This is a genomic window from Pirellulales bacterium, from assembly GCA_035939775.1.
Taxonomy (GTDB): Bacteria; Planctomycetota; Planctomycetia; order Pirellulales; family DATAWG01; genus DASZFO01.
In genome coordinates, this window is record DASZFO010000028.1 from 1 (window position 1) to 15,520 (window position 15,520).

Here is a 15,520-nt window from a genome sequence, read left to right on the forward strand (position 1 = left end):
CGACGCCAATCCCCCCGAACCTGAATCGCCCGTGTCGCGAAGGACCGCGCCGAAATTGTGAAACTGATGGAGCGCATCGCCAAATTGAAAATAGTTCAGCAGCAGGACCAGCGATGCGGTCGCGGTTGCCGCGAATCCCAGAATCGCGATCTCGCCGATTCGTTTCAGTAACCCCTGGCGCGCGGGCGGCAAGGGAGGGGGGCGCAGCAGCAGGCATATTGAAAAAGGGATCGAGATCATCGCGTAATAGTCTTTAATGCCGATCAACGCGCCGATCAATGCTCCCGCGGCCACCAATCGGTAGAGGCGGCCCATTGCCAGAAAATCCAGGAGCAGCAAAGTCGACAGGAGTGTGAGGGGAACGGCGAGGCTGTCCGGGGTGACCATCACGTCATAACGCAGATTGATAAAGTAGGTCGCTTGAATCGCCGCGGCCACCAGCGCGGCGGCCGGTCCGAAGACGCGCCGCGCGATGACCGACACCAGCACGATGCTGGCCGCGGCGAAGAGGAACATCAGCACCGCCGTCCATTCCAGATTCATCTCCCAAAGTCGCCCCCAAGAATTGATCGTCCATCCCCAGAGTATTCGCGTCGTATATACATACCGAACCGGCAGCGGCACCGCTCCCGAGAGTTGTCGAGCGAATACGATGTAGTGCTGCTCGTCGGAGTTGGTGGCCAGATTGAAATGGAAAAGCCGACCGAACATCCCGACGACAACAATCAGCAGCAATGTGCCGATGTAGCGCCGCGACGTCATCGATCTTGATCCCGCGCGCGCCGATGCATCAAAAACCGGCAGCCCGATCGCCCCTGAGATTGGTTTAGCCTGCATGAATCCGAGTATAGGCAGGAGAAGTCCATTCCGGAAGCTGAGGGCAAGTACCAGCCTCGATGTCTCGGGAATTGTTCCGGCCAACAAGCGTTGACAGCCATGTCGATCAACTCTAGGTTGATGGTTGGTGATCTCCTCATGCGCAATGTTCTTTGCGCCGTTTTGTGTCGCCGACGTTACAAAGGCAACCTCAATGTCAGGCAATGGACTCAAGGTCGGTCCGTCGTCGCGATCCGTGTGCAAGGCGCTCCGCTTGACGTTGCTCGGGATTTGTTTGGCTGCGATGGCGAGTTCCACTGCGCGAGGGGCCAATTTCGACGTCCGCGGTTTGCCTAGCCTGCGATGGTGGGCCAATGCCGTGGATTCGCTGTTGGCGCAGAATCCCGACGGAACTGGCACGGTCGGCAGCGGCGATCCGGTCGGGTTCATTTCCGACCTGTCCGGCAACGGGCACAACGCCGTGATGGGCAATGCTTTCATTGCGAATGGAGATAGCTTTCGGCCACTTTTCGAGACGAACTTGCTCAGCGGCAGCCCGGGCATTTTGTTCGACGGCATGAACGAGTTTTCCAGCTTGCAAAGCTCGTTGTTCAATGGAGCGTCGTCGCTCACCGTGGCCTTCGCCATCGGGGCCGCCAATTCCAGTCCGTCGAGTCAGTACATCTTCGGTTCCAATACGGCGACCGTTGGTTTTCTGAATTCCGGCGGTCCGTATGCCGGGGTGCAATTGAACAACGGACAGTCGATCGGCTTATTCCCGACGATGGGGTTCGGAATGAACAGCGCGCAGGGAAGCGACATAATGATGACCATGATCGCGCGGTTTCAGCCCGACGGCGAATCCGACTTTTGGGAGAATGGCGTCTTGGTAGGTTCGACACTCGCCAACTTCGCGAATGCATTCATTCAATCGCCGACGGTGAAATTGCTCGGCAATTCTAATTACGCAACCGCGACTAGCGCTAGCAGCGTCACCGCGTCCAGCTCGACGGGCGTCAAGTTCTACTTTCTCGAAGGCCTGGCGGCGACCTCCGCCCTGTCCAATGCGCAGGTGTCGCAGCTCAACAACTATTTTTTGCAAAAATGGCCGGGCGTGGAGGAAGTTTCCTATTCGCCGAACCTGTATTGGGACAAATCGCAGAACTCGCAGCGGGCCGTCGCCACGACCATCAACGCGGGGCACATCCAGGGAGTGGCCGTCGGCGACAACGAGCGGTTCGTCTTTCATTCGGGGATGATCGAGGAGTACGACAACAACTGGCGGTTGATCACCAACAATCAGGCGATTTCGATGGGCATCGTTTCGCCCGGCACCCCATTTCATTGCGGCGACGGCGACTATGCCCAAGGAAAGATTTTTGCACCGCTCGAGCAGGATCTCAACGGCGCCGGGGCAACCATCGGCGTGTACGATGCGACAAAGCCCGGGCTGCCATTGATCGCCTCCAGGAACATTTCCACTCCGCAACATGAAATGTCGGCACTCGCCGTTGTGCCGACGGCGGGGGCTAACGGCATCGTTTATGTCTCATCATTCGAGGCCAATTCCGGCGGCGGACAACTCTGGATGTACGATTACGCCGGCGGAAATGTAACCTCCCCAGCGTTCGGCAACTTCATCGGGACGCTGCAAATCCCGGCTTCGGTGCAAGAGATTCAAGGGGTCGAGTGGAAGGCGCCATACTTCTACTTTAGCGACGGCCAGAACTCGACCATCCAGCGCGTCCTCTATCAAAATGGCGCGCTAGCCGCGCAGGCTCAATTGGTTTGGACCGCGCCGACGACGGTGCAAGGTCTCGGCTTCGATGGCGCGAACTTGCTGCAAGTCCTTCAGTCGGGAAGCAGCACGGAATACGCTTTTACCCTAACAAGTTCTAAGTTCAACACGATCTCCACGACCGGCTTCGGCTCTTGGAATTTGAGCGGCGACGGCAGCTACGGCGGCAATCTTGGTTTCGATCCCATCGTTCCCAATGGCGCGGGATCGACGGCCTATTTCGGCGGCGGCACGACCAACACCGTCACGACGCCGACGGTGAGTGTCACCGTGGACGCGGCGTACACCGTCGGCTCGCTCGTCTTCAATCCGACGAATGGAACGAGCTACACGCTGGCGAGCGACGGCGTGATCGGGCACGGCCTGACGCTCGATAGCGGCAATGGCGGCGGTGCAAGCGTGACGGTTTCCACCGGCAATCATGCGATTTCGGCGAATCTCGTGCTTGCCGATCCAGGCGGGCATACGTTCAATATCGCTTCCGGCAGCGCGCTGACGGTCTCGGGCGTCGTGAGCGAGAGTGGCGGCAGCCGAAGCCTGAATCTGACCGGCGGCGGCACGTTGACTTTCGCCAATGCAAACAGCTACAGCGGCGGCACGATGGTTAACGGCGGCACACTGCAAACCTTCGCCAGCGGCGCGCTCGGCAGCGGGCCGCTGACGCTTAACGCCGCGGCGGGCGCCACTTCGGCGCTCGTTCTCGGCGGCAGCGAAACTGTGAGCGGACTATCGGGAACAGTCGCGCCGACCGGCGCCGCGATCGTCAACATCGCTGCCGGCGCAGCGCTCACGGTGAATCAGCCGACGAACACGACGTTCCAAGGCACTTTGATAATCTCCGGCACGTTCACCAGGGCGGGCAATGGCACGCTCGAATTGAATGGTCCGGACGTCTCGCTGCTCGGCGGCACGATCCAATTGACCGACGGCGGCGCGCTGCGATTGAATGAGTCGACCGGCGCGGCGACGATCACCGGCGGCGCCAATGTGCAGGTGACCGGCTCGGCGACGCTCGAGTTAGCTGGGTCGGTGTCCGCGCTCTCGTCGAATGTTTCCGCCGTTAGTCGCGCGGCAATCGTCAACAACAGCGCGGCCCCGGCCGGCGTCCTCGTCTCCGGCACGAACCAGCAGGTCGGCGGCATCGACGGCTCGGGCAACGTCGTTGTGGACGCCGGCAGCGATTTGACCGCCGACCATATTGTCCAAAATGCGCTGGTGATTGGCGGCGCGCCCGGCAGCCCCGCGACGGTGACGATCGCGGCGTCCGATTCCAACGGCAATTCGTTGAGCGAGGCGGATTCGACGACGACGATGAATAGCGGCTTTACATTGGCAGGCTCGCTTGCATCGGCTGCCTCGAACCCAGCGGATTCCTCGCTCTCGACGAAAGCCGTTTCGTCCGCGGAATCCCTTTCCGAGCTGGCCTCGCCGCACCGCTTGACCGAGTTGCGGCTCGCAATGGCTGAGGGTCATTCGGGCGGGAGCGGAAATCTGAATTCTGTTCCCGAACCCTCGGCAATCGCGCTGACGGCGGCGGCCGTGCTGCCGACCGTAGCCATGCTCCGACGCCGACTCCGCAAGCGGCGAGTCAGTCTTTGAATCGTCGGGCGGGGCGCAATCTGAAGGGCACTCGATGACGCGGCGCACTAAATCCGTTATGGTGAACGCAAGCGGTTATATGCTCGCGAGGCGTCTGGCGCGGGGATTCTTCGCATTCGCCGCTGAGAATGTGCGTTCAGTGCCTATCCGAGAACCGTCCGCGGAGAGGGGGACAGTCCCCTTTGGTTCCGAAGACTGCACAAAAGGGGACAGTCCCCGACGGTTCTCGCGCGGCTCGACGTCCTCGAACCTCGCGATCATCGCCGATGAACTCTTTTTCGATTCTCATGCCGCGCGGAGGAGCCAGTCTGATCGCTCTCTGGCTGGCGGCGTGCCTTGGCTGGGCAAGTCCAGCACAGGCCGGCGGCGGGCCAGAGAACCTGTTTCTGGTGGTGAATTCGCATAGCCAGAATTCGCTGACGCTGGCGAATCACTATGTCAGGATGCGGCGAATTCCGCCGGGTAATGTCTGCTATCTCGATTGGGATGGCAGTCTTTACGGCACCGACATCGAGACGTTTCGCCGGAAATTGCTCGCCCCTGCCCTGCAATCGATCACGGAGCGGGGGCTCTCGAACCAGATCGACTACCTCGTTTATTCGTGTGACTTTCCGACGGGGATCGACTTCGCCGGCGATTTGCCAGCCGGAGAGCATGGCAACCAGACCCCCACCGGATCGATCACCGGCCTGACGTATTTCTTTCAGCTCGCGCTCAATCGCCTGCCGCTCTACGTCGGGTTAACGGCCAATCATTACATGCGCCCGTCCGATACGAAGCCGGGCGTCGCGCCGTCGCATGGTTTCCGAAGCTGGTACGGCTGGGGACCAAACGGCGAATTGCTCGAATCGGGGGGCAGCCGCTATCTGCTCTCGACGATTCTGGCCGTCACCAACGGCCGCGGCAATACGCCTCCCGAGGCGCTCGCCTACCTGCGGCGGGCCGCCGAGGCCGACGGCTCCGCCCCCAAGGGAACGATCTTTTACCTGGAGAATTCCGACGTCCGCTCGACCACCCGAGCGCCGAAGTTCGATGCCGCGGTCGCCGATCTCAAGCAGCTCGGGATCGCGGCGGAAATCCTCGACGGCGTCGTTCCGTTACGAAAGAAAGACGTTGCCGGCGCAATGCTTGGCTCGGCCACAGTTCCCTGGCAAGACTCGCGGAGCAAAATACTGCCGGGGGCGATCGTCGAAAACTTCACGAGCTTCGGCGGAGTGTTCGCGAAAGACGCCGGGCAAACGCCGCTGACCGATTTTCTCCGCTACGGCGCCGCCGGCTCGAGCGGCACTGTGGCCGAGCCGTATGCCATTCCAAACAAATTCCCGGCCCCGGCGATCCAGGTGCATTACGCCCGCGGCTGCTCGCTCGCCGAGGCGTTTTATCAGTCGGTCTGGGGACCCTATCAGTTGTTGATCGTCGGCGATCCGCTTTGCCGTCCCTGGGCTACGATCCCCGCGGTGACGGTCGCCGGCGTCGAGCGCGGGGCGATCGTCAAGGGGCAAATCGAGTTGCAGCCGGCGGCCCAATTCCCGGCCGGCCATCGGGCGGACCATTTTGAGCTGTTCGTCAACGGGATGCGGATTGATCGTTGCGATGCGGGCGGCAAGCTGAAGCTCGATACGACCGAAGTAGCCGACGGCTATTCGGAGCTGCGCGTCGTGGCCATCGAGGCCGGACCGATCGAAACGCAGGGAGAGGTCATTTTGTCGATCGTCGTCAACAACCTGGGACTGACAATTGAAGCGACGGCCTCGGCAGAAAGGGTTATCGCAGGGGCGCCGTTTTCGATCGCCGTGAAAGCGCCAAACGCGGCTTCCGTCGCCCTTTATCAGCAAAGTCAACTTGTCGGCACGATCGCCGGCGACTCCGGCGAACTGGCGATCGACACGGCCAAATTGGGCGAGGGACCGGTCGTCTTTCGGGCCGTGGGCCGATCCGGCGGCGCGCCGCCGGGGCGCGTTCTTTCGCGGCCGATTTATGTGGAGATCGAAGCCAATGGGAAATGATCCACCGAAAAAAGTAGTGTGTGTCGAGCGCAGCGCTGACGCACCGCCAGCGCTCGGTGCGTCAGCGCTGCGCTCGACGCACCCTACAGGCTTCGGCGCGCACGAAGAGTTTATGCGGCTGGCGCTCGGCGAAGCGCGGCGGGCCCTCGATGAAAACGAAGTGCCCGTCGGAGCGGTGATCGCGTGCGGCGGGCGCGTGATTGCCGCAGCGCACAACCAGCGCGAGCAGTTGCACGATCCGACCGCTCATGCCGAAATGATCGCCATCACCCAGGCGGCCGAAGCGCTGGCGAGTTGGCGGCTGGAAGGCTGCACGCTGTACGTCACGCTCGAGCCCTGCCCGATGTGCGCCGGGGCGATCGTTCAAGCCAGAATTCCGCGCGTCGTCTATGGAGCGACCGATCCGAAGGCGGGGGCCGTGCAGACGCTCTACGAGCTGCTAAGCGACAAACGGCTCAACCATCAAGCCGAAATCGTCGCCGGCATCCTATCCGAGCCATGCGGTGAACTGCTTTCGCGGTTCTTTCAGCAGCAACGGGCGCTGGGGAAGAAGTAGCGGTCCGCCGGCTCCGCCCAAGGGCCCGATTGAGCCCAGCCCAATTCTCGATACTTTACCGCTGTCAAGCCGCCAATGGCATGTGGACGCACTGCCTATTGATAATCCGCGTCATTGCCGATGTACGGCTGGTTGCCGTTATTCGCGGTGATCCACGTTGACGCGGCGATTCCGTTGGGATCGGGTACAGAGGGATTCGCACTCATCAAGTAGATATAGGTTTTGTATTGGATCTCTTGGCGGAGAAAATGAACGCTGCCGTCGCACATCACGTAACAGGCGCCGCCCGGATGATTACTCGCAGGGCGAGCGAAATCCATTCCCGCCGGTGTCCCACTTGAGTCGACGGGAACATTCGTAAAGCCAGAGGTGTTCGGTTTGTAGTTTGTCCCATTACTTGACTTCCAGCCGTTGATCGTCTGGACGCCCGTCGGGGCGTTGGTCATCTGCCAGCAAAACCCGGTGAGTTGCTCGGCACTATAGGCCACGGAAGGACGTCCATTTGTTACTTTCCCGGTGACGTCTGCGGGCTGCCAAGTCATATCCGGCAACATATTCTCGCTGGCCAGTATGGTCGTGGTTTGGCCTTTATGAGTACCAATCGTGTCGAACGTCTGACGTACGGTGAGCGAAGCAAGCGCCGCGCCGGTCGCGCCGCCGAGGTAGTGGTCAAAGCAAACCCCGTTCGCGGCCAAGTCCGGCGGAGTCTTGGTCGAATCGTCCGGACGCCCGCAGTTTACGACATAAGACAAACTCGGACCATTCTGGGTGAGCGGCGGATTGCTCGGGCAAACCATCTGGCCCCAATAGACGCTTGCCATTTGACTCTGCGCAGTCGATCCTTGCACACCGCGCCAAGCATCGAGGTACGACTGGTGTTCGAGGTATGGTGCAATGATCAGCACCCAAGAAGTTGGAATCAGTTTCCCAGTGTTCACATCGACCGTCGATTCGAGGTAGCCCGGCAGTGTCTTGTCTTGGAAAAACTGGAATGCGATTCCGATTTGTCTTAAGCGATTCTGGCAATCGGCCCGACGGGCCGACTCGCGGGCGGAGTTGACCGCCGGCAACAGCAGGGCCATGAGCATGCCGATGATCGTGATCACCACCAACAACTCGACGAGGGTGAACGCGGAGCGCCTGGAACGTGCCATTGCAGTGTCTCCTCTGCCGCGAGCCGGAGAGTCCGGCCCTGTGTGAAAAGCCCCCGTCCTGACGCCCTTATTCTGACATATCCGCCAGTCCCGGTCCAGCTTGCACCGTGAAATTCTTGACGGCTGTTGGGTAGCGATCCGGGTAATTGATTACGCCGGACGGGAAAGCCGTCGAAGCCCCAGGCCGGCGAGGCCTAGCGCCGCAGCCGCCGCCAAGGCCATGCTCGACGGCTCGGGCACAGTGCCGCCGGCCGATGTCGACACGGAGCCGGCGCCGTTGAGTAAGGGCGACTGGCTGACGCTGGTCGCGGACAGCGGCGGATTGAAGAGCGAACTAAAGGCCGAATCGGATGAATCCGTTAGCGCCGTCAATGGCGAGCGATCGAGCGATGCGGGAGAAGATGTTCCGTTCGGTCCAGACGCCGCGATTGTCAGCGTGGCCGGGCGGCCGGGGGCGCCGCCGATCACGAGCGAATTCTGGACGATGCTGCTGGCCGTCAGATTGCTGCCGGCGTTGATGACCGTATTGCCCGTGCCGCTGATCGCCCCGACTTGTTGATTGGTTCCCGTGACCAGCAGCCCTCCGCCCGCGGCTTGACTGTTGTTGGCGATATTGACGGCATTGGCGCCGGACGACAGGGCAGACACCGTTCCAGCCAACTGCAACGTGGCGCCCGGGCCCGCGGTCGCGGTAACGCCCGTGCCGACGGTCGCCGATCCGGATGTGAGGTTGAGCAACAACGTGCCGCCATTGACCTGAAGGTTGCTATTGGCGGCAAGCGTTGGATTGCCGTCGATCTCAAGCGTCCCGGCGCCCAATTTGATAACCGTACCGGAGTTGATGATCGAGCCGCCAAAAGTCGTGTTGACGGCTTGGTTGACCGTCAGCGTGTCGCCCCCGGCAATCGCGATGCTGGCCGAGCCACTCGACGCGACGGTTCCCGCAAGACTACTGACGGTCTGACCCTGAGTCGAACCGAGAATCAATGCCGAACTGACACCCGACGCGGCGCTCACAACCACGGCGCTCGAAGGGTCGCCGAGCACGCTGGTGGAGAGCGTCCCGCCCGTGACCGTGATCCCGCCGGTATAGGAATTGGCGGCATTGAGGCTCAACCATCCGTTCCCAGACTTGATCAAAGAGCCGCTGCCGGAGATCGCGGTGGTGACTGACGTATTGCCGGCGCCGGAGAAGATCAGTGGATTACCGCCGTTGGTAATCCCGCCGGAGAGTGTCAGAATCGCCCCGGGGGCTGCGGAATTGATCGTCGCTCCTCCGCTGGCGATCGTGATCGGGCCGGAATATGAGTTGTTGCCGCCGACGCTATTGAGCGCTCCGGCCGGATTGGCAGCCAGACCGGCGCCGCTGAGCGTGAGCGGGATCGCACCGATCGCCACGTTGCCTTGCAGCTCCAGCGCGGCGCCAGAGTTGACGGTGACGACCGACGACGTCCCCAGAGCGCCGCCATTTTGCACGTTGATTCGGCCGGCATTGATGTAAACCGGTCCTGTGAAGCTGTTGCTGCCCAAAAGCGTGACGCTGCCGGTGCCAAGTTTCGTGATGCCGGTAGCGCCGCCGATTCCCATCGCGCCGCTATCGGAGAGCGAATAGTTGACCGCGCTGTTGTTGAACGTCACCGAGATTGGCGATACGCCGAGGGACTGGATCGCGACGGCGGTCGTCGTGATTCTAGAATTGCCGTTGGCGGCGTTCTGATCGCCGAAGACAACGGACGTTCCGTCGCGATATGAGCCGAATTGACCGGGCGAATTCGGATTCGCCAAGAGGTTCGTACCGCCGGCCCAGTTCATCGAGATCGTGTCCCAGGTTGCATTCGTCGGACCGCTGCCGGCCGTTTGACCGGTCCACGTGAACGGATTGACCACAGGCGTGATTGCACTGCGATATTGCGAAAGATCGGCGACGACGCTGGTGTTTCCAAAAACGGCGGTATATGCAGGCTGCCCGTAATCGGTTCCTTGCGCAATCATGACTCCGGCCAACTCCCAGCCTGCGACCGGATCTTTATAAAACACGCCGCCCCCTGAATCACCCAGGATGGCTTGGGCCTCATTCGCGCCAAACGTTGGTTGACCCGGGGCGTAGGTTGGATCGTTGAACGTCGTATAGAACGAATTCGTGTTGTTGATGAATTGGCTGCCCTGCGTAACGGCGCTTTGTCCCCAGCGGATCGCGTGGTTTGATGTCGAAAACCCGGAGGCTTGGTAAGTGCCGGCAAGAGCGCTGCCCGACCACGACGGAAGCGGATTCACCGAGCCGCCGCCCGCCGTTGTCACCCAGGTCCAACTGGTGCTTCCATTCGTGGGCACGGTGACGGTCCAGTATTGCTGTCCAGCGTTACTCAACCCGTTGCCAATCATCGTCAGGCTCGATCCGTTGGACAGAATGTTGCCGTTGATTTTCAGCGGGGCCAGGCCCGGATCGCCATTGATTTGAAAGAGCTTCAGGTCGGCGCCGGCGAATGGCGAACTGACGACTTGAGTTACCTGGTAGTATTGGCCGTTGACCGCAAGCCCGCCAAAGGTATTCGAGAGAGTGACATGACCAGCGGTCAGGCACCAGCCATTTCCGAGATATGTGACCGACGCCCCGCCGGTGCTGCTGGTTCCAACGTAGGCAAAACCAGGATCATCCGTCGGCGCGGAGATATTCCCGTTGCCGCCGGCGATGACGACGGCCGGCAAGCGATTAGGCAACAGAGTCATCCCGACGCCGACCATCAATGCTAGCGGGCGCAACCAAAGTGGGAGCAATCGCGGGGCCATTTGGCCTCTTGTTTACAGAAAAGTGTCAGTGGATCGGAGCGAGCGTCAAAACGGGCCGAACGTGGGCGGCTGACGATCCCTGAAAAACCAAGCCGCGATATGCGAATTAATATTGGGAGGGCGCGAACGAGAATTCGTTAGCGTCTCTAGCCCGATAATACCCGCACCCCGGCAAATCGCAAAGAGATTTTTTGCTCCATTGCCGGGATTTCTGTCCGGCCTGGGCAAACCTGCGGGTTTCCGCAATTGGCGTCTTCGGATCGCGGAATTCCGCGTCGATCCAAACTCCGGTGTAGCTCCCGCGGAGTGGGTCGTTTTATTCCAACGAAATCGGAATAACCGAGATCCGCGCTCCCGAACAACCCAGTTCTAAAAAAAGTGATTTGACATCCGCAACGAGCCCGCTTATCGTGAAACTTATGCTGGTGGTTGCGGCGACTCGAGGCAGGCAAATGAGGGACCCCTGTTCGACGCTGCCGCATTGGCCGCCGACATGCTGGCCGCGGTATCTATGCCAGCGGCGTGTCGGATTGGCTCTCTGTGGGCATCCAGCCAGCAATTGGTGGTGAAAATGGCGAGCTTGCGACCGAGGGTCTTCCACGCTGAAGACCTCCCGAAGGCAAGTGCCGGTTTCATCGCCAAGTCGGTTCTCGCAGCGCCGGGGCGTCAGGGAGCGTGCCGCGGCTGCCCGTGATCCAATTCCAAGCCCTATTCGTCGCCCGAGAAGCGGCGTGTTTCGCAACGGCGTCGGCAGAAGCACACGACAGTCATCAGGTGGGCGATTCCGCGGCACGTAGTTTAGATTCCCTCGATCTTCGAGCGGCAGCTATTGCATCCGATGTCCGTCAACTCGAATTGCCTACCACGGGGAAGCGCGATGGATAAATCGATCAGCGTAAAGGACTGCTTGCGGCTATTTTACCCCGTGGTAGTGCTCGTCGCCGCGATTGATGTGCTGCTCTGGGCGCATTGGAATTCGCTGGTCATGACGGCTCATTTTTGGGATAACGACAAGTATTCTCACGGGTATTTGGTGCCCATCATCGCCGCCGGACTGCTTTGTTGGTGGCGGGATTGGAACGTGGAAATAGTCAAGCCCGTGGCAATCGCCGGGGCAATCTTGACGGGCATCGGCGCGCTACTCTGCATCCTGCCGTTTGTCGCGCCAGACTTGACGATGACGATCGCCAACTCTCTCGGCAAAACCGTGCTGGAAGGAATCGGAGTGAGCTTGTCGGTTGCCGGCGCGTTCTTGATCATTCAACCGCAAATCGATTTTGCGCACGTTCCCCTAGCCGACCGCTGGATCGGCTTTGGGATTCTGATGGCTGCCGAGGCGTTGCGAGTCTACGCGACCCACGTCTATATTTCGACCGCTGAATTCTTTTCGTTCATTCCCGCGCTCGCCGGCGTATTTGTAATGACCGGCGGGCTCAAGATGATTCGATGGGCGGGCTGGGCGATCGTGTTCTTGGTTTTCATGTTGCCCCTGCCTGGCTGGTTGGACAAAAACCTTTCCGGCAAGTTACAGGCAAGGGCCACGAGCGCGAGCACGTTCATGCTGCAGACCTTCGGCTTGCAGGCCCGCCACGAAGGCAACGACATCTATATCGGCGGCGACGACGTGCCGTTGAAGGTCGAGCCGGCGTGCAGCGGGCTACGGATGTTGACCATCTTCGGGGCTTTGTCATTCGCGGTGGTTCTGCTGTGCGAGCGTCCGCTCTGGCAGCGCTTGGTCATTTTGGCGAGTTGGATTCCGATTGCACTAGCGGTGAATATCGCGCGGATCACGTTGACGGGCGTGCTATTCAACATCTTTCCGAAGGACCTGGAGAACCTGCGCCACTTCATCCATGGAATGTGGGGCTTTGTGATGATGCCGATGGCGCTGGGCCTGATGTTCTTGGAGTTCAAGATCCTTTCGAATCTGGTTATTGAGGACGACGACGACTTGGTGACGCCAATGCAGTTCAATATTCCGAAGAAAGCCCCGAAATCGGAAATGGTGGGAATCGCCGGAAATAAAGTGCCGGCGAATCCCGCGGCCATCCCGACAACCGGAAACGGGATCGCTGCCAACGGCGGCGCTCGGACCGGCCCGGCAGCGAAGAAACCGCCGCGCGAGCGCGCATCGAATTCGTGACCTTCGGGGAGCATCCATATCAAATGGGGTGATGCGGCAGCGTCGGCGGCCGGGGATGTAGCAAGAAATCAACCACAAAGCGGCAGGGCGATTGGCAGCACGCCGCGGGTAAGTCGAGTGAACGATTTGATTTACGACGGAGTGACGGACGTGGATGTCCGGCTGGTCTAAGAGTTGCGTTTTCCCGGAGTCTCGGATGACGTCCGCGGTCACGCCCCATCTCATTTTTCAGGGAGACTTCGCAGGTGTTCCCCCCTTCGGACAGCAATTCGCTTGATAATTCGAACGACGACGCCAATGGCAAGGGAAATCCTGCCTCGATGGGCGACGACCGGCGCGGCCGGGACGAACTCATGCCGCTTCACGGAGGCATGAATCCGCACGGCAACATGCCCTGGGGCTATGGTTTCCCAACGCGGCCGGAGATACTTTCGGCCAGTCCGAACTTCGCCAACCTCTTGCATTCCTTTCGCCGGCGAAAATGGCTGGCCATCTTTTTCGGCTTGGTGTTGGGCGGATCGCTGGCGGGCTTGGCCTGGTTCTACCTCCCGACCAAATATGAGTCGGCGGCCTTGTTGCAAGTGAAAGTTGCGAACCCGAGCATTTGGAATCAAGAATCCGGATCGGACTGGGAACTCTATAAGCGTAACGCGTTGGCCCAGATCAAGGGGGAATTGGTCATCAACAAGGCCCTTGAGGACAAGGGGCTGTTGGACCTTCCGGTCATCAAGGAGAACAGCGCCGACCTCACGAATTGGTTGCAAGAGGCACTGATCGTCGATTATCCGCAAAACGGCGAATTGATGCGCGTCGCGATTCGCAACGAAGATCCGAAAGGGCTCGATTTGATCGTTAGCGCGGTCGTCGAAGCATTCATGAAGGAAACCGTCGGCAAGGAGCGAACGGACAAGCTCGCCAAATACGACGACCTCGACAAAAAGTTCCGGGCTTATAAACAAGAGGTCCTCGATAAGCAGCGCCAGCTCTACGAATTGAATAAGTCGATTGAGTCGATCGGCACCAACGACGCCGAGTCGGCGAAAGTGAAATACAAGATGGAACTCAACACGCTCGATTCGTTCATGCAGACTCGCTCCGATATTCAAAAGCAGATTTTCGATATCAGTCTCAAGGCCGATATGGCCGCGTTGATGAAAAAGAACGCCGAGAACAACAACATACCGGAGACGGATATCGAAGCGGCCGTCTCGCGAGATCCGCGAATCCAGCAGGCGTCGAACGAATTGGCTGAACTCACCCGCGCGCAGCACGAAGTCGAGCGTTCGGTAACTCACAAGACCGATCCGGCCGCTGTCCGGATTCGGGACCAGATTGCCGGGGTCCGTCAGACCATGGACGAGATCAAGAACGAAGATCGGCAGCAAGTGATCGAGCTATACAAGAATCAAGGCGACAGCAATAGCTCGGCCATGCTGGCGCTCAATTTGGAAAAGAATTTGCTGATCGAACAATACAACAAACTCTCGCAACAAATCACCGCCCAGGCGGACGAAGTTCAAAAGCTCGAGCATTTCAGTGGCGACGCTGACCAACTTCGCGCGGACATCGATCAACGTCAAGCACTCATCCGCGATATGAACAATAGTCTTGAGCGCTGGAAGATCGAGTTGGACGCACAGCAACGGGTCACCGTGATGGTGCCGGCCAGCAGTCCGGTCGTCGTCAAACCCTACCAGCGAGCTATCGCCACGGGATTTGCCGGTTTCGTGGGTTTCGGGCTGGCGCTCTTTGGAGTCACCTTTTTCGAGTTCCAATCACGAAAGCTCAACGCGCCGCATGAGCTGATCGACGGATTGGGCATTCGCGTGATGGGCGACCTGCCGGCCCTGCGGCGGCGCATTGGGCTGCGGCAGCGACCGCGTCGAATTACGCATGGCCTCGTGGCCGAATCGATCAACAGCATTCGGGCGACGCTCGTGCGGAATTCGCGCCTCGGATCGTCGAACGTGTTTCTCGTCACCAGCGCCGGCGAGCAAGAGGGCAAGACCACCGTGGCCAGCCAGTTGGCCGCGAGTTTGGCCCGCTCGGGCCGCAAAACATTGCTGCTCGATGCCGATCTGCGTCATCCGGGCGCGCACCTCGTCTTCGGCCTGGACAACGAAGAAGGCTTTTGCGAGCTGCTCCGCGACGAGGCGGAAGTGGACGAAGTGATTCGTCCCACGCCGGCAGACCATTTGTGGATGGTCTCAGCCGGTCGCTGCGACGCCGTGGCCGTGATGGCCTTGGGCAAGGAAGCGGCCGCGGAGGTCATCGGCCAGCTCGAAGCCCGATTCGAGTTTATCGTGATCGACACCGGTCCGGTGCTGAAAGTGGCCGATGCGCTGCTGCTCGGCCCGCACGTGGACGGGGCGATCCTGTCAGTATTGCGGGATGTGAGCCGCATTCACAAGGTGTATGAAGCCAACGAAAGGCTCAAGTTGGCTGGAGTGAAAGTGGTCGGAGCGGTCGTCAACGGCATCGAAGACCGCGGCAGCTTCGATCGATATCACGTCGTCGAAGCGCCGGCCGCGTAACATCGTTCAGGAACCTAACCCATGAAGCGTCTGTTCGCGTTCGTGCCCTTCATCGTGGCCTTGCCGATTGTGGTTTATTCCGCCGTGTGGCAGGGGAATCAAACCGAGCGGTGGGGGACTTTTCCAG

General features: G+C 60.1%; 8 protein-coding genes. 5 read left to right on the top strand and 3 right to left on the bottom strand.

All coding sequences use genetic code 11. The annotated features are described in order from the left end of the window. Positions 1-837 (bottom strand): glycosyltransferase family 39 protein (locus VGY55_01170; protein ID HEV2968565.1); only part of this gene is annotated, 837 nt, incomplete at its 3' end. Between the two features lie 193 nt (positions 838-1,030). On the opposite strand from VGY55_01170, the gene VGY55_01175 reads away from it, so the two are divergent. The 3 genes from VGY55_01175 to tadA all read left to right on the top strand — a co-directional run bounded on the left by VGY55_01175 (position 1,031) and on the right by tadA (position 6,775). Continuing rightward, entirely contained in the window at positions 1,031-4,213 is a 3,183-nt protein-coding gene (locus VGY55_01175) for an autotransporter-associated beta strand repeat-containing protein (GenBank protein ID HEV2968566.1), read from the top strand. 266 nt (positions 4,214-4,479) lie between these two features. Further along, the gene (locus VGY55_01180; GenBank protein ID HEV2968567.1) at positions 4,480-6,219 is read left to right on the top strand and encodes a TIGR03790 family protein; all 1,740 of its coding nucleotides are present in this window, start codon (positions 4,480-4,482) and stop codon (positions 6,217-6,219) included. 112 nt (positions 6,220-6,331) lie between these two features. Further along, a complete protein-coding gene (gene tadA, locus VGY55_01185) occupies positions 6,332-6,775 on the top strand; it encodes a tRNA adenosine(34) deaminase TadA (protein ID HEV2968568.1) in 444 nt (147 codons plus the stop codon). Positions 6,776-6,870: 95 nt separating this feature from the next. Here the strand turns inward: tadA and VGY55_01190 are convergent, their stop codons facing one another. Both VGY55_01190 and VGY55_01195 read right to left on the bottom strand, forming a co-directional pair. After that, complete coding sequence (locus VGY55_01190) at positions 6,871-7,929, bottom strand: DUF1559 domain-containing protein (protein ID HEV2968569.1); 1,059 nt, start codon at positions 7,927-7,929, stop codon at positions 6,871-6,873. A gap of 150 nt (positions 7,930-8,079) precedes the next feature. After that, complete coding sequence (locus VGY55_01195; GenBank protein HEV2968570.1) at positions 8,080-10,716, bottom strand: autotransporter-associated beta strand repeat-containing protein; 2,637 nt, start codon at positions 10,714-10,716, stop codon at positions 8,080-8,082. Positions 10,717-11,593: 877 nt separating this feature from the next. On the opposite strand from VGY55_01195, the gene VGY55_01200 reads away from it, so the two are divergent. Then, a complete protein-coding gene (locus VGY55_01200) occupies positions 11,594-12,859 on the top strand; it encodes an exosortase/archaeosortase family protein (protein ID HEV2968571.1) in 1,266 nt (421 codons plus the stop codon). Positions 12,860-13,104: 245 nt separating this feature from the next. Beyond that, entirely contained in the window at positions 13,105-15,393 is a 2,289-nt protein-coding gene (locus VGY55_01205) for a polysaccharide biosynthesis tyrosine autokinase (protein ID HEV2968572.1), read from the top strand. The last annotated feature ends 127 nt before the right edge of the window (positions 15,394-15,520 follow it).